Below are 26741 nucleotides of genomic sequence, written 5' to 3'. Positions count from 1 at the left end.
TCATGACGGTCATGGAGCAGCGAGGCGGGTACCGGCCATCGCCGCCGCCCGCCTGGCAGCCCCGTACCGACCCCGCGCCGCTGCTGCCCGACGCGGAGCCCTACCGCGTCCTCGGCACGGAAGCGGCAGCCAAGGCCGACCCCGGCCTGCTGCGCCGCCTCTACGCCGAACTGGTGCGCGGTCGTCGGTACAACGCCCAGGCCACCGCCCTCACCAAGCAGGGCCGGCTCGCCGTGTACCCCTCCACCACCGGCCAGGAGGCCTGCGAGGTGGCCGCCGCGCTCGCCCTGGAGGACCGCGACTGGCTCTTCCCGAGCTACCGCGACACCCTCGCGGCCGTGGCCCGCGGCCTGGACCCCGTCCAGGCGCTCACGCTCCTGCGCGGCGACTGGCACACCGGCTACGACCCGCGCGAGCACCGCGTGGCCCCCCTGTGCACCCCGCTGGCCACCCAGCTCCCGCACGCCGTGGGGCTCGCCCACGCCGCCCGCCTCAAGGGCGACGACGTGGTCGCGCTCGCACTGGTCGGCGACGGCGGCACCAGCGAGGGCGACTTCCACGAGGCGCTGAACTTCGCCGCCGTCTGGCAGGCCCCGGTCGTCTTCCTCGTCCAGAACAACGGCTTCGCGATCTCCGTACCGCTCGCCAAGCAGACCGCGGCCCCGTCGCTGGCCCACAAGGCCGTCGGCTACGGCATGCCCGGCCGCCTGGTCGACGGCAACGACGCGGTCGCCGTGCACGAGGTCCTGACCGACGCCGTACGCCACGCGCGCGCGGGCGGCGGCCCCACGCTGGTCGAGGCGATCACCTACCGGATCGACGCCCACACCAACGCCGACGACGCGACCCGCTACCGCGGCGACGCCGAGGTCGAGACCTGGCGCGGGCACGACCCGATCGCCCTCCTGGAGCACGAGCTGACCGAGCGCGGTCTGCTCGACGAGGCCGGCAAGCAGGCCGCACGGGACGCCGCCGAGGCCATGGCCGCCGATCTGCGCGAGCGCATGAACGCGGACCCGGTGCTCGACCCCATGGATCTGTTCGCCCATGTGTATGCCGAGCCCACCCCGCAGCTGCGGGAGCAGCAGGCCCAGTTGCGGGCCGAGCTGGACGCCGAGGGAGACGTTCGATGACCACCGTCGCGGTGAAGCCCGCCACCATGGCGCAGGCCCTCACGCGCGCGCTGCGCGACGCCATGGCGGAGGACCCCACCGTCCACGTCATGGGCGAGGACGTCGGCACCCTCGGCGGCGTCTTCCGCGTCACCGACGGGCTCGCCAAGGAGTTCGGCGAGGACCGCTGCACGGACACCCCGCTCGCCGAGGCGGGCATCCTCGGCACGGCCGTCGGCATGGCGATGTACGGACTGCGCCCGGTCGTGGAGATGCAGTTCGACGCGTTCGCGTACCCCGCCTTCGAGCAGCTCATCTCGCACGTCTCACGCATGCGCAACCGCACCCGCGGCGCCATGCCCCTGCCGATCACCATCCGCGTCCCCTACGGCGGCGGCATCGGCGGAGTCGAGCACCACAGCGACTCCTCCGAGGCGTACTACATGGCGACCCCGGGTCTCCACGTCGTCACACCGGCCACGGTCGCCGACGCCTACGGGCTGCTGCGCGCCGCCATCGCCTCCGACGACCCGGTCGTCTTCCTGGAGCCCAAGCGCCTGTACTGGTCCAAGGACTCCTGGAACCCCGACCACCCGACGGACGTTGAACCGATTGGCCGCGCGGTGGTGCGGCGCTCGGGCCGGAGCGCCACGCTCATCACGTACGGACCGTCCGTGCCCGTCTGCCTCGAAGCCGCCGAGGCGGCCCGGGAGGAGGGGTGGGACCTCGAAGTCGTCGATCTGCGCTCCCTGGTGCCGTTCGACGACGAGACGGTCTGCGCCTCCGTACGGCGGACCGGACGAGCGGTCGTCGTGCACGAGTCGGGTGGGTTCGGTGGCCCGGGAGGGGAGATAGCGGCCCGCGTCACGGAGCGCTGCTTCCACCATCTGGAGGCGCCGGTGCTCCGGGTGGCCGGGTTCGACATCCCCTACCCGCCGCCGATGCTGGAGCGTCACCACCTGCCCGGCGTGGACCGGATCCTGGACGCCGTGGGGCGTCTGCAGTGGGAGGCCGAGAGCTGATGGCACAGGTGTTGGAGTTCAAGCTCCCCGACCTCGGGGAGGGGCTCACCGAGGCGGAGATCGTGCGCTGGCTGGTGCAGGTCGGCGACGTCGTCGCCGTCGACCAGCCGGTCGTCGAGGTCGAGACGGCCAAGGCGATGGTCGACGTCCCCTGCCCCTACGCCGGCGTGGTCACCGCCCGCTTCGGCGAGGAGGGCAGCGAGCTGCCCGTGGGCGCGCCGCTGATCACGGTCGCCGTCGGGGCGCCCGCCCCCGGCGGTGAGACGGAGGGCTCGGGCAACGTCCTGGTGGGATACGGCACCTCGGAGGCACCGGCGCGCCGCAGGCGGGTGCGCCCCGCGCAGCCGTCGGCGAACGGCAGGGCCGCGGCCGAGGCTCGTGAGGTGCCCGAAGGGCCGGTACCGGTGATCTCCCCGCTGGTCCGCCGCCTCGCCCGGGAGCACGGCCTGGACCTGCGGGAGATGACCGGCTCGGGACCCGACGGACTGATCCTGCGCGCCGATGTGGAGTACGCCCTGCGGGCGGCCGCCGCACCGGCCCGGCCGACGGCCCCGTCCCCCGCACCGGCTGCCCCCGCACCGACCGCGCCCGCCCCCGCCCGCGTCCCGGTCACCACCGGAGAGATCCGCGTCCCGCTCAAGGGCGTGCGCGGTGCCGTCGCCGACAAGCTCTCCCGCAGCCGGCGCGAGATCCCGGACGCGACCTGCTGGGTGGACGCCGACGCGACCGAGCTGATGCGCGCCCGCACCGCGATGAACGCCGCGGGCGGCCCGAAGATCTCCCTGCTGGCGCTGCTGGCCCGGATCTGCACCGCCGCCCTCGCCCGGTTCCCCGAGCTGAACTCCACCGTGGACATGGAGGCCAGGGAGGTCGTCCGGTTCGACCACGTTCACCTCGGCTTCGCCGCACAGACCGAACGGGGCCTGGTCGTCCCGGTCGTGCGGGACGCACACGCGCGTGACGCGGAGTCGCTGACCGCGGAGTTCGCCCGGCTGACCGAGTCGGCCCGCACCGGCGCCCTGACGCCCGCGGAACTCACCGGCGGCACCTTCACGCTGAACAACTACGGCGTGTTCGGCGTCGACGGCTCCACGCCGATCATCAACCACCCCGAGGCCGCCATGCTCGGCGTCGGCCGCATCGTCCCCAAGCCGTGGGTGCACGAGGGCGAGCTGGCGGTGCGGCAGGTCGTGCAGCTCTCGCTCACCTTCGACCACCGGGTCTGCGACGGCGGCACGGCGGGCGGCTTCCTGCGCTACGTCGCCGACTGCGTGGAACAGCCGGCGGTTCTGCTGCGCACCCTGTGATTGCGGTGCCTCCCCCGCGTTCCCTGTGATCGCGGGGGCACGCATACTCGGGGGGTGACCGCGTACGAGCCCCCGGGCAGCCCCGGTACCGAGACGTACGACGCCGTCGTGCTCGCCGGCGGTGCCGCACGGCGGCTCGGCGGCGCGGACAAACCCGGTCTGCGCGTCGGCGGGCGCGCGCTGCTCGACCGGGTGCTCGGCGCCTGCGCCGACGCGCGCACCACCGTCGTCGTCGCCGACCCCCGGCCCACCGCCCGCCCGGTGACCTGGGCGCGCGAGGACCCGCCCGGCGGCGGTCCGCTCGCCGCCCTCGCCGCAGGGCTGCACCCCACCACGGCGGACCATGTCGTGGTGCTCTCCGCCGACCTGCCGTTCCTCGAAGAGGGCACCGTACGGCGGCTGCTGGCCGCGCTGCGGGACGGCACGGCGGACGGCGCGCTGCTCACCGACGCCGACGGCCGCGACCAGCCGCTCGTCGCCGCGTACCGCGCGCCGGTGCTGCGCGACGGGCTGGCGGCGCTCACTCAGGAGCACGGCAGCCTCACCGGCCTGCCCCTGCGCCGGCTGACCGCCGCGCTCGACCTCACCCGCGTCCCCGACCCCGTCGCGTCCTTCGACTGCGACACCTGGGACGACATCGCCACTGCCAGGGCACGCATCAGGGAGCATGGGCACGTGTTGGATGAATGGATTTCCGCAGTCAAGGACGAGCTCGGCATCGACCTCGACGTCGACATCAAGGTCCTGCTGGACCTCGCCCGCGACGCCGCCCACGGTGTGGCGCGGCCCGCGGCGCCGCTGACCACCTTCCTCGTCGGCTACGCGGCAGCACAGGCCGCGGGAGGCCCCGAGGCCGTCGCCGAGGCCGCCCGCAAGGCCGCCGCCCTCGCCGAGCGCTGGGCACAGGAGGGCACCCCCGGCGCGGGGCAGGACGCCGTACCCGACGCCACCCCGGACGCCGGATGACCGCCCGCAGCGTCCGGGACGGCCAGGACGCCGAGGAACTCGACGTCGAGGAGGTGCTCGCCCTCGTGAACGAGGACAACGGCCGCCAGGTGCCGCCGCCCACCCCCGCCCCGCAGGCCCCCCAGAGCGCCAAGGGCGACCATCACCGGGCCACCCCCTGGCCCGAGGCCCGTACGATCGCGGCCCGCGCCGGCCGGCCGCGCGGCGCCCGCCGCGAGCTCGTCTCCGTCACCCTCGACCACGCCCTCGGCCTCACCCTGGCCGCCCCCCTCACCGCCCTCACCGACCTGCCCTCCTTCGACACCTCCGCGATGGACGGCTGGGCGGTCGCCGGACCGGGCCCCTGGGAGGTACGGGAGGCGGGCGTCCTGGCCGGGCACGCCGAACCCGAGCCGCTCACCGACGGCGAGGCCGTACGGATCGCCACCGGCGCCCGGATCCCCCTGGACACCACCGCCGTCCTGCGCAGCGAGCACGGCCGCAGCGACGACAAGGGCCGCCTGCACGCCACCCGGGACCTCCAGCACGGCCAGGACATCCGCCCGCGCGGCCAGGAGTGCCGTTCCGGCGACCAACTGCTGGCCGTCGGCACCCTGGTGACCCCGGCCGTGCTCGGCCTCGCCGCGGCCGCGGGCTACGACACCCTGACCGCCGTACCGCGCCCCCGTGCCGAAGTGCTGGTCCTGGGCGACGAGTTGCTCACCGAGGGGCGGCCGCACGACGGGCTGATCCGCGATGCGCTCGGCCCGATGCTGCCGCCCTGGCTGCGGGCCCTGGGCGCCGAGGTGACCACCGTGCGCCGGCTCGGCGACGATGCCGAGGCGCTGTACAAGGCCATCGCGTTCTCCGAGGCCGACCTGATCGTCACCACCGGCGGCACCGCCTCCGGTCCCGTGGACCATGTCCACCCCACCCTGCGCCGCCTCGGCGCGGAACTCCTGGTCAACGGCGTCAAGGTGCGCCCAGGACACCCCATGCTGCTGGCCCGCACCAAGGAGAACCAGCACCTGGTCGGCCTGCCGGGCAACCCCCTCGCGGCCGTGTCCGGCCTGCTCACGCTCGCCGAGCCCCTGCTGCGCACCCTCGGCGCGCGCCCCGCCCCCGAGCCGTACACGCTGCCGCTGCGGGACGCGACGCACGGGCATCCGCACGACACCCGGCTCATCCCCGTCGTCCTGCGCGCCGACGGTGCCGTTCCCCTGCACTACAACGGCCCGGCGATGCTGCGTGGCATTGCGGCGGCCGACGCCCTGGCCGTCGTACCGCCGGGTGGGGCGAAGCCGGGGCAGGAGGTCGAACTCCTCGATCTGCCCTGGGCGTCCGCGGGGATCGGGGTGTGTTTCACGTGAAACTTCCGGGTCATGACGCGATCGCCCGGCAGCCGGACGAACACCTTGTGACCCATCGGGTGAAGCTGCCGAAGAAGGTGGTGGAGCACCCGTTCCGGCAGGTCGCCAAGCGGGTGACCATGGCCCTGCTGCTCCTCGTGGCGACCTCGCTCATCGTCTACGCCGACCACGACGGCTACAACGACAACTCCGACGGCTCCCTCGACTTCCTGGACGCCTTCTACTACGCGACCGTCACCCTCTCCACCACGGGATACGGCGACATCACGCCGGTCAGTGACACTGCCCGGCTCACCAACATCCTCGTCATCACGCCCCTGCGTGTGCTGTTCCTGATCATCCTGGTCGGCACCACGCTGGAGGTCCTCACCGAGCGCACCCGGGAGGAATGGCGTCTGAACCGCTGGAGGTCCGCCTTGCGCGACCACACCGTCGTCGTCGGCTTCGGCACCAAGGGGCGTTCGGCGATCCAGACCGTCTGCGCGTCGGGCCTGAGGAAAGAGCAGGTCATCGTCGTCGACCCCAGCGCCAAGGTGATCGACGCCGCGACGGCCGAGGGATACGCGGGGATCGTGGGCGACGCGACCCGCAGTGATGTGCTCAGGCGCGCCGAGGTGCACAAGGCGCGGAAGGTCATCATCGCCACCCAGCGCGACGACACGGCCGTGCTGGTGACGCTGACGGCCCGGCAGCTAAACCGGAGCGCGAAGATCGTGGCCGCGGTCCGCGAGGAGGAGAACGCACCGCTGCTGAAGCAGTCCGGCGCCGACGCGGTCATCACCAGCGCCAGCGCGGCCGGACGTCTGCTCGGCCTGTCCGTGCTCAGCCCCGCGGCCGGCATGGTCATGGAGGACCTGATCCAGCAGGGCAGCGGCCTCGACATCGTCGAACGGCCGGTCATAAAGGCCGAGGTGGGCAAGGGCCCGCGCGAGACGGACGACCTGGTGGTCAGCGTCGTCCGCGGCCACCGGGTCCTCGGCTACGACCACCCCGACGTCGGCACGCTCCAGTCGACCGACCGGCTCATCACCATCGTGCGGGCGACGCCGAGCACCCCGGTGGCGCCCGACGCCCGCCCGATCCCGCAGGACTGAGCGCTCCAAAAGCTACTTCCGGTTGTACAGCCGCATCGTGATCGGCCCGAAGACCAGCACGAACAGCCCGGCCCACCCCAGCGACCAGGCGATCTCGTCGGCCGGCCAGTCGCCCGCCATCAACTCCCGGACCGCCGAGGACAGATGGGTGATCGGGCTGTTGTTGACGAACGCCTGGAGCCAGCCCGGCATGGTCTGCGGGTCGACGAAGACGTTGGACAGGAAGGTCAGCGGGAAGATCACCATCATGCTGACGCCCATCACCGACTTCTCGGTGCGCAGCAGCAGCCCGAACATCGTCCAGATCCACGAGAACGCGAACGAGAACACCACGAGCAGCGCGATCCCGGCGAGCACACCGGCGACCCCGCCGTCCGGGCGGTAACCGATGATCATGCCGACGACGAGCATCACCACGGAGGCGATCGTGTAGCGCAGGGCGTCGCCGAGCAGATAGCCGACCATCGTCGACGGCCGCCAGATGGGCAGCGAACGGAACCGGTCGAAGACGCCCTTCTCGATGTCCGTGTTGACCGAGACCCCGGTGTACATGGTGATCATCACGACCGACATCACCAGGATGCCCGGCAGCAGGAACTGGATGTACTCCTCCGGGGACCCGGCCAGGGCGCCCCCGAACAGGTACGTGTACATCAGCACCATCATGATCGGGAACGCGGTCACGTCGAAGAGCTGCTCCGGAACGTGCTTGATCTTCAGCATCGCCCGCCAGCCGAAGGTCAGCGACGCCGACCACGCGCTCGGCCGCGGCGGCCGCTCACCGGTGACGAGCAGCGCGGCGAGCGACTCGGCGCTGACGGGGGCGAGTTCCTTGGTCTCGGGGCTTGTCGCGGTGCTCATGCCGCCACCTCGTCCTTGGTGTCGTGGCCGGTGTCGTGTCCGGTGAGGGCGAGGAACACCTCGTCCAGGCTGGGCTGTCCCAGCGAGAAGTTGTCGACGGTGATGCCGGTACGGGCCAGCTCGGCGAGGGCCCGGGAGGCCTGCTCGGCCGCGGAGTCGCTCGTCGCCGTGCCCACGCGTGCCGTGAGCGCCACCGGATCGGGTTCCAGCTGCACCTCCGCGTCGAGCGCCAGCCGCAGCACCCGCTCCGCCTCCGGCCGCTGCTCGGCGTCCCGCAGCCGCAGATGTACGGACCCGGCCCCGACGGACGCCTTCAGCTCGCCCTTCGTCCCCTCGGCGATCACCCTGCCGTGGTCGATGACCGCGATCCGGGACGCCAGCTGGTCGGCCTCGTCCAGATACTGCGTGGTCAGCAGCACGGTCGTGCCCTGCGCGACCACAGCGCGGACGATGTCCCAGACCTGGTTGCGGCTGCGCGGATCGAGCCCGGTCGTCGGCTCGTCCAGGAAGAGCAGGTCGGGGGTGTTGAGGATGGACGCCGCGATGTCGATACGGCGCCGCATGCCGCCCGAGTAGTGCTTGATCTGCTTGCCGGCCGCCCCGGTCAGCCCGAAGGCCTCCAGCAGCTGCTCGCTGCGGGTGCGTGCGGCCTGCTTGCCGTGGCCCAGGAGCCGGGCCAGCAGGACCAGGTTCTCGGTGCCGGTGAGGTCCTCGTCCACGGAGGCGTACTGGCCGGTCAGGCTCACCCGGCCGCGCACCTCGTCGGCCTCGCGCACGACGTCGTGGCCGAAGACGTGGGCCTCGCCGCCGTCGGGCTTGAGGAGGGTGGCGAGCATCTTCACGGTGGTGGTCTTCCCGGCGCCGTTCGGGCCGAGAACGCCGTAGACCGTGCCGGCAGGGACCGCGAGGTCCACGCCGTCGACGGCCCGTGTCTCACCGAAGGTCTTCACCAGGCCCGCGGTCTCGATCGCGAGCCCGGACGTCGTCTGCGTGCTCATGCTGCGGGGTCCTTCCGGAGTTCCGTCCGTGTACGGGGCTACGCAGGGGGAGACCTTCACGGTCGCGCAAACTCATCGGTGGAGCACAGGGATTTCCCGGGAGTTCCGACCATGGACCGACGGCGGATGGGACCAGCGACGGAGGATCCGGCCAGGTCGGAGGAGGTTCCGGCCTCCCCGGCCGGGACCGGGGACCGAGGAGTAGCGTCCCCCTCATGCATGCGATCACGATTCCCGAACCTGGTGGGCCCGAGGCACTGGTGTGGGCCGAGGTCCCGGATCCGGAGCCCGGCGAGGGCGAGGTCCTGGTCGAGGTGGCGGCGAGCGCCGTGAACCGGGCCGACATCCTGCAGCGGCAGGGCTTCTACAACCCGCCGCCCGGCGCCTCCCCCTACCCCGGCCTGGAGTGCTCCGGACGGATCGCCGCGCTCGGCCCGGGCGTCTCCGGCTGGGCCGTCGGCGACGAGGTGTGCGCGCTGCTCGCCGGCGGCGGCTACGCCGAGAAGGTGGTCGTCCCGGCCGGTCAGCTGCTGCCCGTGCCGAAGGGCGTCGGCCTGGTCCAGGCCGCGGCACTGCCCGAGGTGGTCTGCACGGTCTGGTCCAACGTCTTCATGATCGCCCACCTCCGTCCGGGTGAGACGCTGCTCGTGCACGGCGGCTCCAGCGGCATCGGCACCATGGCGATCCAGCTGGCCAAGGCCGTCGGTGCGAAGGTCGCGGTCACCGCGGGCACCGCGGAGAAGCTGGCGCGCTGCGCCGAGCTGGGCGCGGACATCCTGGTCAACTACCGGGAGCAGGACTTCGTCGCCGAGGTGAAGGAGGCGACGGGCGGCGCGGGCGCCGACGTCATCCTCGACACCATGGGCGCGAAGTATCTGGACCGCAACGTCCAGACCCTCGCCGTCAACGGCCGGCTCGCGATCATCGGCATGCAGGGCGGCGTCAAGGGCGAGCTGAACATCGGCACGCTGCTGCGCAAGCGGGCCGCGGTCAGCGCGACGTCGCTGCGCGCGCGTCCGCTGAACGAGAAGACCTCGATCGTCGCGGCCGTAAGCGAGCATGTGTGGCCGCTGCTCGACGCCGGACACGTACGCCCGGTCGTCGACCGCGAGCTGCCGATGAGCGAGGCTGCGGCCGCGCACCGGGTGGTGGAGGAGAGCGGTCACATCGGGAAGGTGCTGCTGGTGACGGGCTGAGCCGGGGCGTGGGTCGGGCGGGCCTGGGGTTGACGGGGTGCCGCCTGCGCCCACCTGTGCCGCCCTAGGCGGCACTCATGCCCGCAGGCTGGGCGGCTAGTCTCCCCGCCGCAGCCGCAGGCCGATGAAGGCGAGGCCCAGGCCGAGGCCGATCAGTACCAGGCCGCTGCCCAGTGGGAGGACCTCCAGGACGGGTTCGGACTGTGCGGCGGCCTGGTCCGCGGTGGTGACCGGGGCGTCGGTGGAATCGGTGTCCTTGACGTCCGACGGAGGCGGTGGCGTCGGGTCTTCCGCAGAGGCCTCCGCGGCGCTGAGGTCCTCGTCCACCGTCACCTCCCGCCGCCCCGGCCGCTCCCGCCCCTCACCGGCCACGCTCCCGGCCCGCGAGGGCCCGGCGGACGCCGAAGGGGAAGGGGACGGCGACGACGACGCCGTAGGACCGTGGGCGGCCGCGGAAGCCGAGGCGGACGCGGATGCCGATACGGAGGGCGATACGGACACGGAGGGCGTCGCCTCCACCCCGTACGCCTGCCCCGCCGCCAGTGCGGTCAGCAGGCCCGCCGCCCGCACCGCCCGGAGCACTGTCCGCCAAGGAGTCACGGGACCAGACTCACATCAGCGGCAAAACCCGGCATTTCGGGCTCCGCCACCGGGGTCGAACCGGGCGCACAATCCCGGTATGTCGATACGTCACGGACTGCTGGCGCTTCTGGAACGCGGCCCCCGCTACGGCTCGCGGCTGCGCACCGAGTTCGAGGCGCGCACCGGCGGGGCCTGGCCGCTGAACATCGGCCAGGTGTACACGACCCTCGGCCGGCTCGAACGGGACGGGATGGTCGCCCAGGAGGGCGTGGACGCGGCGGGGCGGACGCTGTACGCGCTCACCGGGACGGGCCGGGAGGAGCTGCGGGACTGGTTCGCGCGGCCGGTGGAGCGGGCCGACCCGCCGCGCGACGAGCTGGCCATCAAGCTGGTGCTGGCGCTCGCCACCCCCGGCGTCGACGTACGGGAGGTCGTCGAGGCGCAGCGTCGGCATGTCACCGAGGCGCTGCACGACCACGTACGCCGCCGGGCCGAGGCGCTGGCGCGGGCGCACGAGGACCCGGACGGGATGGCCCGGCTGCTGGTGCTGGAGCAGCTCGTCTTCCACGCGGAGGCCGAGGTCCGCTGGCTCGACCACTGCGCCACCCGCCTGCTGCGCCTGGCCGGACAGTGACGCAAAGTCCACCCCCGTAAACGGTGGATCACCCCACGCAGGGGGCACCACGCTGATGAGATGTACGGGTGCGAGAGAATGGCGGCATGGAGATGCCGAGGAACGAACGGTCGCCGGACAGTCCGCAGATCCTGGTCGTGGGCCAGGACGGGATGGCCATCGGTGGCGGAGGCGACGAGGACTCCCGCGAGGTTCCCGTGACGGACATGGTCGAACAGCCCGCGAAGGTCATGCGGATCGGCAGCATGATCAAGCAGCTGCTCGAAGAGGTCCGCGTGGCTCCTCTCGACGAGGCCAGCCGGGTCCGGCTCAAGGAGATCCACGCCAGCTCGGTGAAGGAGCTGGAGGACGGCCTGGCCCCGGAGCTCGTGGAGGAACTGGAGCGGCTCTCCCTGCCGTTCACCGACGAGGCGACCCCGAGCGACGCGGAACTACGCATCGCCCAGGCCCAGTTGGTCGGCTGGCTGGAGGGACTCTTCCACGGCATCCAGACCACCCTGTTCGCCCAGCAGATGGCCGCCCGGGCCCAGTTGGAGCAGATGCGCCGCGCCCTCCCGCCGGGCGTCGGCCACGACGGGGAGGACCCGCACCAGGCGGGCGGCCGTTCGGGCGGGCCCTACCTGTAGGTTTCGGGCCTCGGGCAGCCTGGCCTAGGCCGGGTTGCCCGTGGACACGGAGAACGACAGCTTCCCCGGGTCCTCCGGGTCGATGTCCATGCCCGGCTGGGGATACTGCTTGATCACCGTGCCCTCGCCCCAGGTGTTCTCGTCGACATCCGTGGTGTCGACCTCCCACCCGGCGGCCTTGAGGCAGTCCTTCACCGAGTTGATGTCCTTGTAGACGAAGCTGGGCATGCGCACCTTCTCGGGGTCGTTGTACGACTCCTCCGGCTCGCTGCACACCTCCGGGTCGATCGTCCGGCTCGGGTCCGGCCCGCGGTAGCCCTCCGCCTTGGTCGCCGACGGGCTGGCGGTCCCGCCGCCCTCGTCGTCCTTGGTGCCGTCGCCGCCGCCCAGCGTCAGCGCCGCGACCAGGCCGCCGACCGCGAGGACCGAGACGACGACCGAACCGATGATCACCGGCCGGTTGTTCCTGCGCCCACCGCCACCACCACCACCGGAACCGGTCACGGCCGTCTGGGGCGTGACGTTGTACGGCGGCGGAGTCGTCGAGTACGGGGACGGCGCCGGCGTCGCGTAGCCGGGCTGCTGCTGCGGATAGCCGTACGCGGGCGCGGGGGCGGGCGTCGGAGTGCCGTACGCGTTCGGCTGGTACGGCGTCTGGACCTGCCCCGAGGGCGGCGGCGTCTGCTGTCCGACCGGCGGGAAGACCGCGGAGCCGACGCCCGCGCCGCTGGAGGTCTGCACGCCCGGGACGATGCTCGGCGCGGCGGCCTGGAAGGACGAGGCGACCCGCAGGCACTCGTCGCGCATGGCCTCGGCGCTCGGGAAGCGCTCGTTCGGGTTCTTCTTCAGCGCGCGGGCGACCAGCGCGTCCACCGCCGGCGGCAGCGAGCGGTTGACGGAGGACGGAGCGACCGGCTCCTCCTGTACGTGCGCGTACGCGATCGCCAGCGGCGAGTCGGCCTCGAACGGCAGCCGCCCGGTGACCAGTTGGAACAGCATGATGCCGACCGAGTACAGGTCGGAGCGGGCGTCCACACCGCGGCCGAGGGCCTGCTCGGGCGAGAGGTACTGCGGGGTGCCGACGACCATGCCGGTCTGCGTCATCGAGGTCACGCCGGACTGCATGGCACGCGCGATGCCGAAGTCCATGACCTTGACCACGCCACGCTTGGTCATCATCACGTTGCCCGGCTTGATGTCCCGGTGGACCAGGCCCATCTCGTGGCTGATCTCCAGCGCCGCGAGCACGTCCGCGGTGATCTTCAGCGCCTTGTCGGCGGGCATCGCGCCGTACTGCCGGACGTCCTCGTCGAGCACCGAGCCGAGCGGGCGGCCCTCGATGTACTCCATGACGATGTACGGCGTGGTCATCCCGTCGAGGGTGTCCTCGCCGGTGTCGAACACCGAGACGATGTTGGTGTGCGTGAGCTTGGCCACGGCCTGGGCCTCGCGGCGGAAGCGCTCGCGGAAGGCCTGCTCGCGGCCGAGCTCGGTGTGCAGGGTCTTGATCGCGACCTGGCGGTCGAGCACGGCGTCGTACGCCAGGTGCACCGAGGCCATGCCGCCCTCGCCGAGCAAGTCGCGCAGCTGATAGCGGTTGCCCGCGAGCGCCCGTCCCGCATACCGTCCCTGAGCGCCGTCCTGGCTCATGTTTCCGCGTCCCCCATAGCCCGTTGGCGCCGGCGATTGTCGTCGACCAGTCGTTGATCGAAAGTGCTATTCCCGGCCAAGTCTGCCCCAGGGCACTGACACGTCAAGCTCGGTGCCCGTTCCGTGACCGTACGCGAAAGAAGAGTCGCGCAAGCGTTACAGGGGCCGTACGGCCGGTACACAGAATTTGCACGACGGTACGGCTTGCGGGTTTCATGGCCGGTCACGTCCCGGACCGGCCCCCGGGTCCCATCCCGGACCGGCGGCTTGCGCGAAGGCTGTAGCGTGGCCGACGGAGACCGTAACAACACCGCGCGCACCGCGGGCAGAAACGACGGCGAGGACTGATGGCACAGCAGCAGCGCGCTCAGGGCCCGTCCGACCCCGAGGCGACTGGCGGCGGTATGTCAGATGCGCCGGAGATGTGGGGTAACGGCGGACTGGTCGGCGACGGCCGATATCGGCTGACCCGCAGACTCGGCCGGGGCGGCATGGCCGAGGTGTTCGCCGCCGAGGACGTACGCCTCGGGCGCACCGTCGCGGTCAAGCTGCTGCGCGCCGATCTCGCCGAGGACCCGGTCTCCAAGGCCCGTTTCACCCGCGAGGCCCAGTCGGTGGCCGGCCTCAACCACCACGCGATCGTCGCCGTGTACGACTCCGGCGAGGACTTCGTGGGCGGCCAGAGCGTGCCGTACATCGTGATGGAGATCGTCGAGGGGCGGACCATCCGCGACCTGCTCCTCAACGCCGAGGCGCCCGGCCCCGAGCAGGCGCTGATCATCGTCTCCGGTGTCCTGGAGGCGCTCGCCTACTCGCACCAGCACGGCATCGTGCACCGCGACATCAAACCCGCCAACGTCATCATCACCCACAACGGCGCCGTCAAGGTGATGGACTTCGGCATCGCCCGCGCGCTGCACGGCGCGTCGACGACGATGACGCAGACCGGCATGGTCATGGGCACCCCGCAGTACCTCTCGCCCGAGCAGGCGCTCGGCAAGGCCGTCGACCACCGCTCCGACCTGTACGCGACCGGCTGCCTCCTCTACGAACTCCTCGCGCTGCGGCCCCCGTTCACCGGTGAGACCCCGCTGTCGGTGGTCTACCAGCACGTCCAGGACATCCCGACGCCCCCGTCGGAGGCCTCCGACGCCTGCCCGCCGGAGCTCGACGGCCTCGTCATGCGCTCCCTGGCCAAGGAGCCGGACGACCGCTTCCAGACCGCCGAGGAGATGCGCGGCCTGGTCCAGTACGGCCTCCAGATGCTCTACGACCAGGGCGGCCACACCGGCACCTGGAACACCGGCCCGGTCGACATGCACGACGGCCGGCACACGCCCTCCGCGGGCTTCGCGCAGACGGCCGTGATGGGCCACCCCGGCGCGGACGCCTCGGGCACCACGCAGATCCCGCAGCCGATCCTGCCGGGCGGCTACGGCGGCGGCCGCGACGACGGCGGGTTCGAGGGGCACGGGAACAAGGGCAGCGGCCGCGGGAAGCTGTGGATCCTCGCCGTCCTCGCGGTGATCGCCATCGCGGCGGGCGTCGCGCTGGCGCTGAACGGCAGCGACGAGAAGAAGCCCGGCGACGGGACCACGCAGTCGCCGACCACCTCGCAGACCACGGACGACGAGACGGCCGAGGAGACGCCGAGCGACCACGCGACCGAGGAGGAGACGGACACCTCCACGGGCGACACCGGGACGGGCACGGGCGGGAACTGGTCGCCGTCGCCGACGCCCTCGTACACGCCGTCGCCCACGGCCTCGGACGAGCCGACGGGCGAGCCCTCGGAGACGGCGACCGAGCCGACCGAGCCGACGGACGAGCCTACGGAGACGGCGACCGAGCCGACCGAGCCGACGGACGAGCCTACGGGCGGCACCGTCGAGGGCACGGGCGGTGAGGTAGGGGGCGGCTGATCCCCGACCGACTCGACAGCCTCCACGCGCACGCGTGGAGGCTGTTTTCGTTCCGTCAGCCCGCGAACGCGTCGCACACCTCCTCGTACGCCCCCGTCCACCACACCACCAGTGCCGAGGCCGCCGGGAACTGCGGGTCCGCGCGGGTGTCGCCGCGCTCGTAGTGCCAGCGCAGCATCCAGAAGTCGTTGAGGCGCTCCCACCACACGCGGTGCACGGCCGCCGCGAGCTCGGAGGGCGTGGCTCCCGCGGTGCGCCGGTACGCGCGCGCGTAGGCCCGCACCTTGGGCAGGTCGAGGGTGCCGGCGGGGCGCACGAAGAAGATCGCCGCCGCGCGTACGGCCTCCTCCGCGCGCGGCTGGACGCCGAGCCGGTCCCAGTCGACGATCGCGGCGGGGGCGTCGCCCCGGTAGAGCAGGTTGAACGGGTGGAAGTCGCCGTGCACCCAGCCGACCGGGCCGCCGCGCGGGGGACGTCGGCCGACGTGCCGTTCGAGCAGTGTGCGCCGCTCCAGGAGCCGGTGGCGGGCCAGCGCGTCGAAGGAGTCGGCGGGACGGTGCCGGCTCACGCGCGCGAGCAGGTCGGTGATGAGGGCGAAGGTGTCTGCGGGGTCGGCGCTCGCGGCGGGCGCCCGTCCGTCCGGCGGCATCACGCGCTCCAGGCCGGCGTGCACCGCCCCCAGCAGCGCGCCCAGCCGTGTGCACTGCTCCGGGGTGAGCTGGCCGCCGTGCCGGTGCCGGCCGTCGATCCACGGGTGCAGGGCGTAGGCGTGGCCGCCGACGACCGCGACCGTACGGCCGTCGCGGCCGGGCAGTGGCGGCGCCACCGGCACGCCCAGGTCGGCCAGGCGCCGGGTGGCGCGGTGCTGGCGGACGATGGCGGCGGGGTCGGCGGTCTCGGGGTCGAAGTGGTGCTTGAGGAAATAGCGGCCGCGGGTCGTGCACAGCCGGTAGCCACGGTTGAGCAGCCCCTGGTCGACGGGCTCGCAGGTGACGGCGTGGCCGGCGGCGTACCGGCGGAGAAGGGCGCCCAGCGGGGGCGCGTGAGGCACAGGGGGTGGTACACAAGGGCGCGGCACGCGCCAGATGCTAGGGCACGAGCCGGGCCTGTGAGCTGGGCGTTGTCACAGAAAGTCGTTGGCAGTCGCTTTTGGTCACGGGGCGTCCTGGAAGTGGCGTTCCAGGCCTCCGTCGGTCGAGTGGACGGTCCCGAACTGCGGCTCGACGCTCAGATAGACGGGCTCGAACGGCTCGCCGTCCACCAGGAGGGGCGCGGGGCCGAAGCGCTCCAGTTCGGCCGCGGTCGGCTCGTGCGCCGCGCACTCCCCGACGACCTGCACCGACCACAGGGACTCGCCCGGCCGGGCCGAGCTCAGGTTGTCGGAGCCGTAGGCCACGACGCTGCCGACGCACGCCCGGTGGTAGCCGCAGCTCCTGGGCATGCGCAGCAGGACGCGGCCGTCGCTCACGATGTGCCGTGCGAAGGCGAGGAAGGGCAGGGCGCGCATGCTGGTGGCGACCCGGCCGTAGTCGGTGCGGCTCAGCAGGTTCACCGCGCGCTGTTCGGCAGAGGGCATGCACTCACTGTGCGCGAGCGAAAAGGCGCGGAACAGGGCCCTAAGTCCTGAGCGCCGGGGGCTTCTAGCGTTTCTCCGCCTGCATGCGCGCGACATAGGCGGCCGCCTGCGAGCGCCGCTGCATTCCGAGCTTGGCGAGCAGACTCGACACGTAATTCTTGATCGTTTTCTCGGCGAGATGGAGTTCCTCGCCGATCTGCCGGTTGGTGAGCCCCTCGCCGATCAGGTCGAGGATCCGGCGCTCCTGGTCGGTGAGGTGCGCGAGCTTGTCGTCGTTCCGCGCGGCGCCGCCGCCCCGCAGCCGCTCCAGCACCCGGGCGGTCGCCACCGGGTCGAGCAGGGACTTCCCGGCCGCCACGTCCCGTACGGCGTCCAGCAGCTCATTGCCGCGGATGGCCTTGAGGACGTATCCGGAGGCGCCCGCCATGATCGCTTCGAACAGGGCCTCGTCGTCGGCGTACGAGGTCAGCATCAGGCATTTCACCGACTCGTCCCGCGCGCGGATCTCCCGGCACACCTCGACACCGCTGCCGTCCGGGAGACGCACGTCCAGCACCGCGACATCGGGCCGGGTGGCCGGAATCCGGACCAGTGCGTCGGCCGCCGTACCGGCCTCGCCGACGACCTCGATGTCGTCCTCGACCGACAGCAGTTCGTGGACGCCGCGCCGGACCACTTCATGGTCGTCGAGGAGAAATACCCGGATTTTTCCGTCTTCGCGCACGGGGTAAGTCAAACACACAAAGTCTTCCGGTGAGCTGGGTGCGCGGGATAACGTGCCGTTGCTCCGGCCTCCTGCAAGGCTGTGACCAGCACCCTTCGAGGGCTTCGCGATTTACTTGGAAATCCAAGCAAAATCGCAGGTCAAAGGGGGTTTCACAGAAATGTGGCGCACTGGGTAACGTGATTGTTGCAGGGCGCTCGCCGGGGCACCTGTCACGCCTGTTCCGGCCGAGTGACACCCACCCCGTGCACGGGTGTCGGACCAGGTTGAGCCGCACTGGTTTACCCGGCAACCCCGGGGACCGGACCGACGGAGGAGCACACGTGACCGTGGAGAGCACTGCCGCCGCGCGCAAGCCGCGACGCAGCGCCGGGACCAAGAAGTCCCCGAGCACCAAGCCCGAGCTGGTTCAACTGCTGACGCCGGAAGGCGAGCGCGTCAAGAACGCCGAGTACGACAAGTACGTCGCCGGCATCACCCCCGACGAGCTCCGCGGTCTGTACCGGGACATGGTGCTCACCCGCCGCTTCGACGCCGAGGCCACTTCCCTGCAGCGCCAGGGCGAGCTGGGCCTGTGGGCGTCGCTGCTCGGCCAGGAGGCCGCCCAGATCGGCTCCGGCCGGGCCACCCGCGAGGACGACTACGTCTTCCCGACCTACCGTGAGCACGGCGTCGCCTGGTGCCGCGGGGTCGATCCGACCAACCTGCTCGGCATGTTCCGCGGCGTGAACAACGGCGGCTGGGACCCGAACGGCAACAACTTCCACCTCTACACGATCGTCATCGGCTCCCAGGCGCTGCACGCCACGGGATACGCGATGGGCATCGCCAAGGACGGCGCGGACAGCGCGGTGATCGCCTACTTCGGCGACGGCGCCTCCAGCCAGGGCGATGTGAGCGAGGCCTTCAACTTCGCGGCGGTCTACAACGCGCCGGTGGTGTTCTTCTGCCAGAACAACCAGTGGGCGATCTCCGAGTCCAACGAGAAGCAGACCCGTGTGCCGCTCTACCAGCGCGCCCAGGGCTTCGGCTTCCCCGGCGTCCGCGTCGACGGCAATGACGTGCTGGCCTCCCTCGCGGTCACCCGGTGGGCGCTGGAGCGGGCCCGGCGCGGTGAGGGCCCGGCCCTGATCGAGGCGTGGACGTACCGCATGGGCGCCCACACCACCTCCGACGACCCCACGCGCTACCGCCACGACGACGAGCGCCAGGCCTGGGAGGCGAAGGACCCGATCCTGCGCCTTCGCCGGTTCCTGGAGGCCTCAAACCACGCGGACGAGGGATTCTTCGCGGAACTTGAGGACGAGAGCGAGGCGTTGGGCAAACGAGTGCGCGAGGCGGTCCGTGCCATGCCGGACCCGGACCACTTCGCCATCTTCGAGAACGTGTACGCGGACGGGCATGCGCTCGTCGACGAGGAGCGAGCCCAGTTCGCCGCCTACCAGGCGTCGTTCGCGGACGCAGAGGGGGTCTGATCATGGCAGCGGAAAAGCTGGCTCTGGCCAAGGCGATCAACGAGTCGCTGCGCCGCGCCCTGGAGGCCGACCCCAAGGTCCTCGTCATGGGCGAGGACGTCGGCAAGCTCGGCGGTGTCTTCCGGGTGACCGACGGTCTGCAGAAGGACTTCGGCGAGGAGCGGGTCATCGACACCCCGCTCGCCGAGTCCGGCATCGTCGGCACCGCCATCGGACTCGCCCTGCGCGGCTACCGCCCCGTCGTGGAGATCCAGTTCGACGGTTTCGTCTTCCCGGCGTACGACCAGATCGTCACGCAGCTGGCGAAGATGCACGCCCGCTCCCTGGGCAAGGTGAAGCTCCCGATCGTCGTGCGCATCCCCTACGGCGGTGGCATCGGCGCCGTCGAGCACCACTCGGAGTCCCCCGAGTCGCTGTTCGCGCATGTGGCGGGCCTGAAGGTCGTCACCCCGTCCAATGCCTCGGACGCCTACTGGATGATGCAGCAGGCCATCCAGAGCGACGACCCGGTGATCTTCTTCGAGCCCAAGCGGCGCTACTGGGACAAGGCCGAGGTCAACACCGACGCCATCCCCGGCCCGCTGCACAAGGCCCGGATCGTCCGCGAGGGCACCGACCTGACCCTGGCCGCCTACGGCCCGATGGTGAAGACCTGCCTGGAGGTCGCCGCCGCGGCCGCCGAGGAGGGCAAGTCCCTGGAGGTCCTGGACCTGCGCTCGGTCTCCCCGATGGACTTCGACGCCATCCAGGCCTCGGTCGAGAAGACCCGCCGCCTGGTCGTGGTCCACGAGGCTCCGGTGTTCTTCGGTTCGGGTGCGGAGATCGCCGCCCGGATCACGGAGCGGTGCTTCTACCACCTGGAGGCCCCGGTGCTGCGGGTCGGCGGCTATCACGCGCCGTATCCGCCGGCGCGCCTGGAGGAGGAGTACCTGCCGGGCCTGGACCGGGTGCTCGACGCCGTCGACCGTGCCCTGGCGTACTGAGGAGAGGGTCGTGACGACGATGACGGAAGCGTCCGTACGCGAGTTCAAGATGCCGGACGTGGGCGAGGGGCTCACCGAGGCCGAGATCCTCAAGTGGTACGTCCAGCCCGGTGACACGGTCACCGACGGGCAGGTGGTGTGCGAGGTGGAGACGGCCAAGGCGGCCGTCGAGCTGCCCATCCCGTACGACGGTGTGGTGCGCGAGCTGCACTTCCCGGAGGGCACCACGGTCGACGTGGGCACCGCGATCATCGCGGTCGACGTCGCGGGCGGGGCCCCGGCCGCCCCCGCGGCTGCCGAGACGCCGGCCCCGGCGCCGGTCGTCGAGGAGGAGGAGAAGCCCCAGGGGCGTCAGCCGGTCCTCGTCGGCTACGGCGTCGCCGCGTCCTCGACCAAGCGGCGCCCGCGCAAGGGCCCCGTGGTCCCGGTGCAGGAGGCGTCGCCCGCGGTCCAGGCCGTGCAGAAGGAGCTGAACGGCCACGGTCCCGCGCCCGTGCAGGAGCGCCCGCTGGCGAAGCCGCCGGTGCGCAAGCTGGCCAAGGACCTCGGCGTGGACCTGGCGAGGGTGATTCCGTCCGGCCCGGACGGCATCATCACGCGCGAGGACGTGCACGCGGCGGTGGCGGCCCCGGCGCCCGCACCGGTCGTGGCGGCCCCCGCGCCTGCGCCGACCCCGGCTCAGGCCCCGGCCGCGGCGGCCACGTACGACACCGCCCGTGAGACCCGTATCCCGGTCAAGGGCGTCCGCAAGGCCACTGCCGCCGCCATGGTCGGCTCGGCGTTCACCGCGCCGCACGTCACGGAGTTCGTGACGGTCGACGTGACCCGCACGATGAAGCTCGTCGAGGAGCTCAAGCAGGACAAGGACATGCAGGGCCTGCGGGTCAACCCGCTCCTGCTGATCGCCAAGGCCCTGCTGGTGGCAATCAAGCGCAACCCGGACATCAACGCGTCCTGGGACGAGGCCAGTCAGGAGATCGTCCTCAAGCGCTATGTGAACCTGGGCATCGCCGCGGCCACCCCGCGGGGTCTGATCGTGCCGAACATCAAGGACGCGCACGACAAGACGCTCCCGCAACTGGCCGAGGCGCTCGGCGAGTTGGTGGCGACCGCGCGGGAGGGCAAGACCTCGCCCGCCGCGATGCAGGCCGGCACGGTGACCATCACCAACGTCGGTGTCTTCGGAGTCGACACCGGCACACCGATCCTGAACCCCGGTGAGTCGGCGATTCTCGCGATCGGTGCGATCAAGCTCCAGCCGTGGGTGCACAAGGGCAAGGTCAAGCCCCGCCAGGTGACGACCCTCGCGCTCTCCTTCGACCACCGCCTGGTGGACGGGGAGTTGGGCTCGAAGGTGCTGGCGGACGTGGCCGCGATCCTGGAGCAGCCCAAGCGCCTGATCACCTGGGCGTAGCGGGAGACGACGAAGGGGCCCACCGCCGACCGGCGGTGGGCCCCTGACGTATTGCCGCGCGGATCAGTCGCGCGGAGCGCCCGCCGGCAGCGTGCGCAGCTGCATCGTGCTGGCCGTGGTGGTGCCGAAGGCGTAGTCCATGAGCTTCGCGGCGTCCGTGAAGCGGTACTGGTCGTTCAGGAGCACACCGACGACGGTCTTGCCGTCACGGGTGCCGGCGAAGACCAGGCAGGGACCGGACGGGGTGTTGGTGCCCGTCTTCACACCGATCGCGCCGCTGTAGGAGCCGATCAGCTGGTTGGTGTTGTACCAGGTGTAGGTGCGGGTGCCGCCGGTGCTCGTCGGCGCGTACTGCACGGTCTTGGGCTTCTTCACGATGCCCGCGAACGTCGAGTACTTCATCGCGCTGCGCGTGAGCTTGGCGAGGTCGCGCGGGGTCGTGTAGTTCGTGTTCTGCGTGGAGTTGCCGTCGAACGAGTCGAAGTGCGTGTTGGTCAGGCCGAGGGCCTCGGCCTTCTTGTTCATCTTGGCGATGAAGTTCTTGGTGCGGGCCGCGACCGAGGTGCCGGTGCCGAACTTGTCGGCGAGGGCCATCGCGGCGTCGCAGCCGGACGGCAGCATCATCGCGTGCAGCAGCTGGCGGACGGTGACCTTGTCGCCGGTCTTCAGGTCCGCGCTGCTCGCGCCCACATTCGTGACGTAGTCGCGGTAGGCCTGCTTGATGGTGACCTTGGTGTCCAGGTTCACGTCCGGGATGGCCAGCACGACCCGGGCCGCCATGATCTTCGTGGTGCTCGCCATCGGCCGCTTGGTGTCGGCGTACTTGCTGTAGAGCGTGGAGCCCGTCGCGCTGTCGAGCATGAACGCGCCCTTGGCGCTGACCGTGGGTGCGGTCGCCGCCTGGGCGGGCGCGGTCAGGACGCCGCCCGCCAGCAGCGCGCCGGTGGTGGCGACGACAGCTGCGGCTCGGCGGACACGTACGCCCTTGATGCCGGTTATCACTATGAACGCTCCGAAAGATGCGAAATGACTGAGGGGATGCCTGGGCCATGACGTAGGGGGTGCTCTCAGGAGACTCACAAGCACCGCCAATGGATGTACGGGATTCGGAAATTCGTCGATGCGGCCGGGATTCCGGCGTGTGCATCATGGCCGTATGACCGATCTTGACGAGAGCACGACCGCCGAGCTCCGCTCCCTGGCCGAGGGGCATCACGCCCGCACCGTACGGCCGTTGGGGGTGCGGGAGATCGCCGGGCACCTGGTGAAGGCGTACGCGATCGAGGCGCCCGGACGGGAGGGGGCGTCGGCGGAGGCCGCGCTGCGGACCGCCGAGGAGCACCTGGCCTCGGGGCGGCTGCGCGGCTCGCTCGGGCTCGCCGTGCTGCTGGCGCACGCCGGAGGGGACGGCGACTACGTCCTCGTACACACCTGGATCGAGGGGTACATGTCCGACCTCGCGGTGTTCACCGGGCCCGCGGGCAGGCCCGAGGAGCTGCGGCCCGGGCGGCAGGGGCTCGCGCCGTGCGTGTGGGAGGCGGCGGTGCTGGCGCACGAGCGGGACGCGTTTGTGCGGCATGTGCTGGACGGGCGCGGGGAGCCGGCGCAGCGGCTGGCCGCATGGCGTGAGGACGTCCTGGAAGGCGAGGTCCGATGACCGGCCCGCGGGTGCGCCGGGCGCTGCCCGCTGATCTGCCCGAGGTCGTCCTGCTGGTCGCCGAGCATGCCGTCTACGAGAAGGCGGAGCCGCCGGGCGACGGGCTTGAGGGGCGGCTGGAGCGGCTGCTGTTCGGCGCCGGCGAGCCGCGGCTGCGGTGTCTGGTCGCGGAGCTCGGCGAGAGCGGCCCGGTCGTCGGCTACGCCACCTGCTCGGCGGAGGTCTCCACCTGGGACGGGGCCGAGTACCTCCACATGGACTGCCTGTTCCTGCGCGACGGCCATCGCGGGCTGGGGCTCGGCGCGCTGCTGATGGACGCCGTGCGGGCCGAGGGACGCGCGCTCGGACTCGACCAGGTCCAGTGGCAGACACCGGTGTGGAACGAGGGCGCGATCAGGTTCTACGAGCGTCTGGGCGCCCGTGCGAAGGAGAAGCGGCGGTTCTTCCTGCCGGTGGAGTGAGAAAGGGGGCCCGCCGGATACCGGCGGGCCCCCTGAGCTCAGGCGTCAGCTGATCTTCGCGTAGCCGTAGTTGATGAGCTTCTTCACGTCCGTCGTGCGGTTGTCCGCCGAGGAGGAGGTGAGGACGGTGCCCATCACCGACTCGCCGTTGAGCGTGGCGGCGAAGACGAGGCAGTACTTGGCCTCGGTGCCGGAGCCGGTCTTGATGCCGAGCGTGCCGTTCCAGCCGAGCAGGGTGTTGGTGTTGTTCCAGGGCGCCATCGTGCGCGTGGAGCCGGTCGAGGTGATCGTCTTCGCCGTGTACGACTTGGTCTTCACGACGGACTTGAACGTCGAGTGCTTCATCGCGCTGCGGGCGAGCAGCGTCAGGTCCTTCGGCGTCGAGTAGTTGGACCCGTTGCTGATGCCGTCGAACGAGTCGAAGTGCGTGTTCGTCATGCCGAGCTGGTCGGCCTTGTTGTTCATCTTGGCGATGAAGTTCTTCACGCGCGCGGAGACCGTGGAGCCGGAACCGAACTTGTCGGCCAGCGCCATCGCGGCGTCGCAGCCGGACGGCAGCATCATCCCGTACAGCAACTGTCGGACGGTGACCTTGTCACCGACGATCAGCCGGGCCGAGGAGGCCCCCTTGGACACGATGTAGTCGCTGTACGCCTTCTTGATGGTGACCTTGGCGTCCAGGTTCAGGTTCGACTGCGCGAGCACGACCTTCGCGGTCATGATCTTCGTGGTGGAAGCGGTGAGGCGCTTGGTGTTGGGGGACTTGTAGTAGAGCGTCTTGCCGGTGGCGCTGTTCATCAGGTACGCGCCCTTGGCGGTGACGGTGGGCTCGGTGAGAGCCTGCGCCGGAGCCGCGGTGAGAGCTCCGGTGGCGAGCATCGCTCCGGCCGTGACGGCTACGGCCGCGGCTCTGCGGACACGGAGGCCCTTGATGGCAGTTATCAACTGAAATACCCCGATTACGTCGAAATCCCCTGAAATGCGGCCGAGTTGGAGAAGGGCACGGTCGGGCCGCATGTGTGTCCCACGTAAGTAGCACAGAAGGTTGTGTGATCACTGGGGCGGAAGTGACTTTGCCCCCGAAGGGGTCCGCATCGTGGACGACGCCCTGTCATGCGTCCCTGTTGTATCTAAGATGTGCGCATGCCGTCGTCAGCCCCGCCCGCCCCCGCCACTCCCGCCAAGCAGCCCCCCGCCGCCGACCGCGTCTACAGCCATGTCAAGCAGGGCGTCCTGGACCGCCGCTACGAGGGCGGGACCCTGCTCACCGAGGGTGAACTCGCCGAGGCCGTCGGGGTCTCCCGCACCCCGGTGCGCGAGGCGCTGCTGCGATTGCAGGCGGAGGGGCTGATCAAGCTCTACCCCAAGAAGGGCGCCCTGGTCCTGCCGGTGTCGGCGCAGGAGATCGCCGACGTCGTCGAGACCCGGCTGCTGGTCGAGGAGCACGCGGCCCGCAAGGCCGTACCCGCCCCGCCCGCACTCGTCGAACGGCTGGAGCACCTGCTGGCGCGCCAGAAGGAGGAGGCCGCCGCGGGCGACCTCGCCGCGGCCGCCGTCACCGACCGCTGCTTCCACGCCGAGATTGTCCGCAGCGGCGGCAACGAGATCCTGTCGAGGCTGTACGACCAGCTCCGCGACCGGCAGCTGCGCATGGGCGTCGCCATCATGCACGCGCACCCCGACCGGGTCGCCAAGAACGTCGCCGAGCACGAGGAGATCCTGGACGCGCTGCGCTCCGGGGACGCGGAGGCCGCCGTCGGTCTCGTCCACCGGCACGTCGGCTGGTTCTCCCACCTGGCCCGGGGTGAAGTGCGATGAGCTCCGCCGCGCTGCCGGGTGACCCCCCGGGCGGGCGGCGCGCGCTCGCCGTCTGGGGCATCGGCGTCTCGGTCTACTTCGTCGCCGTCATCTTCCGCACCTCGCTCGGTGTCGCCGGCCTCGACGCCGCCGACCGCTTCCAGGTCAACGCCTCCGCGCTGTCCACCTTCTCCATCCTCCAGCTGCTGGTCTACGCGGGCATGCAGATACCTGTCGGCCTGCTCGTCGACCGGCTCGGCACCAAGAAGGTGCTGGGCCTCGGGGTCGTGCTGTTCACGGCCGGACAGCTCGGCTTCGCCTTCTCGCCGACGTACGGCACGGCCCTCGCGTCCCGGGCGCTGCTCGGCTGCGGGGACGCGATGACGTTCATCAGCGTGCTGCGGCTGGGCAGCCGCTGGTTCCCGGCCCGGCGCGGGCCGCTGGTCGCCCAGCTCGCCGGTCTCGCGGGCATGGCGGGCAACCTGGTCTCCACCCTCGTCCTGGCCCGGCTGCTGCACGGCGTCGGCTGGACGGCCGCCTTCGCGGGCAGCGCGCTGGCCGGCGTGGTCGTGTTCGTGCTGCTGGTGCTGTTCCTGAAGGACCACCCCGAGGGCCACGCCCCGGAGCCCGTCCCGCACCGGGGCGCGACCTATGTACGCCGCCAGATCGCCGCCTCCTGGCGGGAACCGGGCACCCGGCTCGGCCTGTGGGTGCACTTCACCACCCAGTTCCCGGCGATGGTGTTCCTGCTGCTGTGGGGCCTGCCCTTCCTGGTCGAGGCCCAGGGCCTGACCCGCGCCACGGCCGGCGAACTCCTCACCCTGGTCGTCCTGTCCAACATGGTGATCGGCCTGGTCTACGGCCAGATCGTCGCCCGGCACCACGGCGCGCGCCTGCCGCTGGCCCTGGGCACGGTCGGGGCGACGGCACTGCTGTGGGCCGCGACGCTCGCCTATCCGGCCGACCGCGCGCCCATGTGGCTGCTGATCGTGCTGTGCGCGGTGCTCGGCGCGTGTGGGCCGGCGTCGATGCTGGGCTTCGACTTCGCCCGCCCCGCGAACCCGCCCGAGCGCCAGGGCACCGCCTCCGGCATCACCAACATGGGCGGCTTCGTCGCCTCGATGACGACGCTGTTCGCGGTCGGCGTGCTGCTGGACGCCACCGGGGACAACTACCGGATCGCCTTCTCCGCGGTGTTCGTGCTCCAGGCGCTGGGCGTCAGCCAGATCCTGCGGCTGCGTGGACGGGCGGCCCGGCGGGAGCGGGAGCGGCTGGTGGCCAGCCGGGTGGAGACGGTGCACGTCCCGGCGTGACGCCGAGCCGCGCACGCGTCGT

The 26741-nt window shown here is 71.6% G+C and carries 27 protein-coding genes; 17 read left to right on the top strand and 10 right to left on the bottom strand.

Annotation, left to right across the window (positions count from 1 at the left end):
- The first annotated feature begins 2 nt into the window (after positions 1–2).
- Genes pdhA (AB0Q90_RS14850) through AB0Q90_RS14825 form a run of 6 tightly spaced genes read left to right on the top strand, consistent with a single transcriptional unit; the run spans position 3 to position 6850 of the window.
- Positions 3–1133: a pyruvate dehydrogenase (acetyl-transferring) E1 component subunit alpha gene (pdhA, locus tag AB0Q90_RS14850; protein WP_363162744.1), complete on the top strand. Its 1131-nt coding sequence runs from the start codon at positions 3–5 to the stop codon at positions 1131–1133.
- On the top strand, positions 1130–2134 hold the full coding sequence (locus AB0Q90_RS14845; RefSeq protein ID WP_363162743.1) for an alpha-ketoacid dehydrogenase subunit beta: 1005 nt from the start codon (positions 1130–1132) through the stop codon (positions 2132–2134). The genes pdhA (AB0Q90_RS14850) and AB0Q90_RS14845 overlap by 4 nt, the downstream gene beginning before the upstream one ends.
- Complete coding sequence (locus tag AB0Q90_RS14840) at positions 2134–3441, top strand: dihydrolipoamide acetyltransferase family protein (RefSeq protein ID WP_363162742.1); 1308 nt, start codon at positions 2134–2136, stop codon at positions 3439–3441. Before AB0Q90_RS14845 ends, AB0Q90_RS14840 begins: the two co-directional genes overlap by 1 nt.
- Positions 3442–3495: 54 nt before the next feature.
- Entirely contained in the window at positions 3496–4407 is a 912-nt protein-coding gene (locus AB0Q90_RS14835) for an NTP transferase domain-containing protein (protein ID WP_363162741.1), read from the top strand.
- Entirely contained in the window at positions 4404–5756 is a 1353-nt protein-coding gene (locus AB0Q90_RS14830) for a molybdopterin molybdotransferase MoeA (RefSeq protein ID WP_363162740.1), read from the top strand. The genes AB0Q90_RS14835 and AB0Q90_RS14830 overlap by 4 nt, the downstream gene beginning before the upstream one ends.
- Positions 5753–6850, top strand: a complete 1098-nt coding sequence (locus AB0Q90_RS14825) for a potassium channel family protein (protein WP_363162739.1) — start codon at positions 5753–5755, stop codon at positions 6848–6850. Before AB0Q90_RS14830 ends, AB0Q90_RS14825 begins: the two co-directional genes overlap by 4 nt.
- Before the next feature lie 12 nt (positions 6851–6862).
- Here AB0Q90_RS14825 and AB0Q90_RS14820 read toward each other — a convergent pair whose 3' ends face one another.
- Positions 6863–7711: an ABC transporter permease gene (locus tag AB0Q90_RS14820; RefSeq protein ID WP_363162738.1), complete on the bottom strand. Its 849-nt coding sequence runs from the start codon at positions 7709–7711 to the stop codon at positions 6863–6865.
- Complete coding sequence (locus AB0Q90_RS14815) at positions 7708–8709, bottom strand: ATP-binding cassette domain-containing protein (RefSeq protein WP_363162737.1); 1002 nt, start codon at positions 8707–8709, stop codon at positions 7708–7710. Before AB0Q90_RS14815 ends, AB0Q90_RS14820 begins: the two co-directional genes overlap by 4 nt.
- Before the next feature lie 215 nt (positions 8710–8924).
- On the opposite strand from AB0Q90_RS14815, the gene AB0Q90_RS14810 reads away from it, so the two are divergent.
- Complete coding sequence (locus tag AB0Q90_RS14810; RefSeq protein ID WP_363162736.1) at positions 8925–9905, top strand: NAD(P)H-quinone oxidoreductase; 981 nt, start codon at positions 8925–8927, stop codon at positions 9903–9905.
- A gap of 96 nt (positions 9906–10001) precedes the next feature.
- Here AB0Q90_RS14810 and AB0Q90_RS14805 read toward each other — a convergent pair whose 3' ends face one another.
- Together AB0Q90_RS14805 and AB0Q90_RS14800 are read right to left on the bottom strand one after the other, a co-directional pair.
- Positions 10002–10232 (bottom strand): hypothetical protein, encoded by a 231-nt coding sequence (locus AB0Q90_RS14805; RefSeq protein WP_363162735.1) that lies wholly within the window; start codon positions 10230–10232, stop codon positions 10002–10004.
- A gap of 34 nt (positions 10233–10266) precedes the next feature.
- Positions 10267–10497, bottom strand: a complete 231-nt coding sequence (locus tag AB0Q90_RS14800; protein ID WP_363162734.1) for a hypothetical protein — start codon at positions 10495–10497, stop codon at positions 10267–10269.
- Positions 10498–10584: 87 nt separating this feature from the next.
- Here AB0Q90_RS14800 and AB0Q90_RS14795 point away from each other — a divergent pair, with 87 nt between their 5' ends.
- On the top strand, positions 10585–11121 hold the full coding sequence (locus AB0Q90_RS14795; protein ID WP_363162733.1) for a PadR family transcriptional regulator: 537 nt from the start codon (positions 10585–10587) through the stop codon (positions 11119–11121).
- Positions 11122–11207: 86 nt separating this feature from the next.
- Entirely contained in the window at positions 11208–11747 is a 540-nt protein-coding gene (locus AB0Q90_RS14790; protein ID WP_363162732.1) for a bacterial proteasome activator family protein, read from the top strand.
- 24 nt (positions 11748–11771) lie between these two features.
- Here the strand turns inward: AB0Q90_RS14790 and AB0Q90_RS14785 are convergent, their stop codons facing one another.
- Positions 11772–13397 (bottom strand): protein kinase, encoded by a 1626-nt coding sequence (locus AB0Q90_RS14785; RefSeq protein WP_363162731.1) that lies wholly within the window; start codon positions 13395–13397, stop codon positions 11772–11774.
- 347 nt (positions 13398–13744) lie between these two features.
- Between AB0Q90_RS14785 and AB0Q90_RS14780 the strand changes: the two genes are divergently transcribed.
- Positions 13745–15319 (top strand): protein kinase, encoded by a 1575-nt coding sequence (locus AB0Q90_RS14780; RefSeq protein WP_363162730.1) that lies wholly within the window; start codon positions 13745–13747, stop codon positions 15317–15319.
- A 55-nt stretch (positions 15320–15374) separates the two neighbouring features.
- On the opposite strand, the gene AB0Q90_RS14775 is transcribed toward AB0Q90_RS14780, so the two are convergent.
- From AB0Q90_RS14775 to AB0Q90_RS14765, 3 genes are all read right to left on the bottom strand, one after another.
- On the bottom strand, positions 15375–16370 hold the full coding sequence (locus tag AB0Q90_RS14775) for a phosphotransferase (protein WP_363162729.1): 996 nt from the start codon (positions 16368–16370) through the stop codon (positions 15375–15377).
- A gap of 102 nt (positions 16371–16472) precedes the next feature.
- Positions 16473–16895: a pyridoxamine 5'-phosphate oxidase family protein gene (locus tag AB0Q90_RS14770; protein WP_363162728.1), complete on the bottom strand. Its 423-nt coding sequence runs from the start codon at positions 16893–16895 to the stop codon at positions 16473–16475.
- Between the two features lie 64 nt (positions 16896–16959).
- Positions 16960–17619: a response regulator transcription factor gene (locus tag AB0Q90_RS14765; RefSeq protein ID WP_363162727.1), complete on the bottom strand. Its 660-nt coding sequence runs from the start codon at positions 17617–17619 to the stop codon at positions 16960–16962.
- Positions 17620–17942: 323 nt separating this feature from the next.
- Between AB0Q90_RS14765 and pdhA (AB0Q90_RS14760) the strand changes: the two genes are divergently transcribed.
- From pdhA (AB0Q90_RS14760) to AB0Q90_RS14750, 3 genes are read left to right on the top strand one after another with little or no spacing between them, the layout of a single operon-like run.
- Positions 17943–19094 carry a pyruvate dehydrogenase (acetyl-transferring) E1 component subunit alpha gene (pdhA, locus tag AB0Q90_RS14760; protein ID WP_363162726.1) on the top strand — a complete coding sequence of 384 codons (1152 nt, stop codon included), beginning with the start codon at positions 17943–17945 and terminating at the stop codon, positions 19092–19094.
- A 2-nt stretch (positions 19095–19096) separates the two neighbouring features.
- Positions 19097–20077, top strand: a complete 981-nt coding sequence (locus AB0Q90_RS14755; protein WP_363162725.1) for an alpha-ketoacid dehydrogenase subunit beta — start codon at positions 19097–19099, stop codon at positions 20075–20077.
- Positions 20078–20087: 10 nt separating this feature from the next.
- Complete coding sequence (locus tag AB0Q90_RS14750) at positions 20088–21491, top strand: dihydrolipoamide acetyltransferase family protein (protein ID WP_363162724.1); 1404 nt, start codon at positions 20088–20090, stop codon at positions 21489–21491.
- 63 nt (positions 21492–21554) lie between these two features.
- Here the strand turns inward: AB0Q90_RS14750 and AB0Q90_RS14745 are convergent, their stop codons facing one another.
- On the bottom strand, positions 21555–22493 hold the full coding sequence (locus AB0Q90_RS14745; protein ID WP_363162723.1) for a serine hydrolase: 939 nt from the start codon (positions 22491–22493) through the stop codon (positions 21555–21557).
- Positions 22494–22647: 154 nt separating this feature from the next.
- Between AB0Q90_RS14745 and AB0Q90_RS14740 the strand changes: the two genes are divergently transcribed.
- Both AB0Q90_RS14740 and AB0Q90_RS14735 read left to right on the top strand, forming a co-directional pair.
- A complete protein-coding gene (locus AB0Q90_RS14740) occupies positions 22648–23148 on the top strand; it encodes a hypothetical protein (protein ID WP_363162722.1) in 501 nt (166 codons plus the stop codon).
- Positions 23145–23609, top strand: a complete 465-nt coding sequence (locus AB0Q90_RS14735) for a GNAT family N-acetyltransferase (RefSeq protein WP_363162721.1) — start codon at positions 23145–23147, stop codon at positions 23607–23609. Before AB0Q90_RS14740 ends, AB0Q90_RS14735 begins: the two co-directional genes overlap by 4 nt.
- A gap of 45 nt (positions 23610–23654) precedes the next feature.
- Here AB0Q90_RS14735 and AB0Q90_RS14730 read toward each other — a convergent pair whose 3' ends face one another.
- A complete protein-coding gene (locus AB0Q90_RS14730; RefSeq protein ID WP_363162720.1) occupies positions 23655–24554 on the bottom strand; it encodes a D-alanyl-D-alanine carboxypeptidase in 900 nt (299 codons plus the stop codon).
- Positions 24555–24752: 198 nt separating this feature from the next.
- Between AB0Q90_RS14730 and AB0Q90_RS14725 the strand changes: the two genes are divergently transcribed.
- Both AB0Q90_RS14725 and AB0Q90_RS14720 read left to right on the top strand, forming a co-directional pair.
- Positions 24753–25427, top strand: coding sequence for a GntR family transcriptional regulator (locus AB0Q90_RS14725; RefSeq protein WP_363162719.1), 675 nt, complete (start codon positions 24753–24755; stop codon positions 25425–25427).
- Positions 25424–26719 carry an MFS transporter gene (locus tag AB0Q90_RS14720; protein ID WP_363162718.1) on the top strand — a complete coding sequence of 432 codons (1296 nt, stop codon included), beginning with the start codon at positions 25424–25426 and terminating at the stop codon, positions 26717–26719. Before AB0Q90_RS14725 ends, AB0Q90_RS14720 begins: the two co-directional genes overlap by 4 nt.
- Positions 26720–26741: the final 22 nt, after the last annotated feature.

The sequence above is a fragment of the Streptomyces sp. NPDC079141 genome (assembly GCF_040686775.1).
In the GTDB taxonomy this organism is placed as follows: Bacteria; Actinomycetota; Actinomycetes; order Streptomycetales; family Streptomycetaceae; genus Streptomyces.
The sequence above is the reverse complement of the archived record's forward strand: the minus strand, read 5'-3'. Positions and strand labels throughout refer to the sequence as shown.